Below are 252 nucleotides of genomic sequence, written 5' to 3' on the forward strand. Positions count from 1 at the left end.
GGTCTCGGTCTCATTGCACCCGGCACTGCGGCGCTCCAGCTGAGTCTGATAGTGTTGATAGACCATCTCGCAGATCCGCGGCACGATGGCCATGACAGTTGGCCGCACACGCTGGATGTCATTGAACAACTCAGAAAGGTCGCTCTTCGCAGTGAAATAGCAGGTACCACCACTGCCTAGTGTACTGAATACGCCACTTCGGCCAAATGAGTGGTTCATCGGCATGTAGTGCATATAAATGAGAGGAATAGG

Annotated in this window: 1 protein-coding gene; it reads right to left on the reverse strand. The window is 53.2% G+C overall.

The window, feature by feature from the left end; translation table 11 throughout:
* On the reverse strand, positions 1-234 hold a 234-nt coding region (locus tag SB751_RS33345; protein WP_410749411.1), incomplete at its 3' end, for an AMP-binding protein.
* Positions 235-252 lie beyond the last annotated feature (18 nt).

Origin of the sequence: Cupriavidus sp. SIMBA_020 (assembly GCF_046535395.1) — a bacterium.
GTDB lineage: Bacteria > Pseudomonadota > Gammaproteobacteria > Burkholderiales > Burkholderiaceae > Cupriavidus > Cupriavidus campinensis.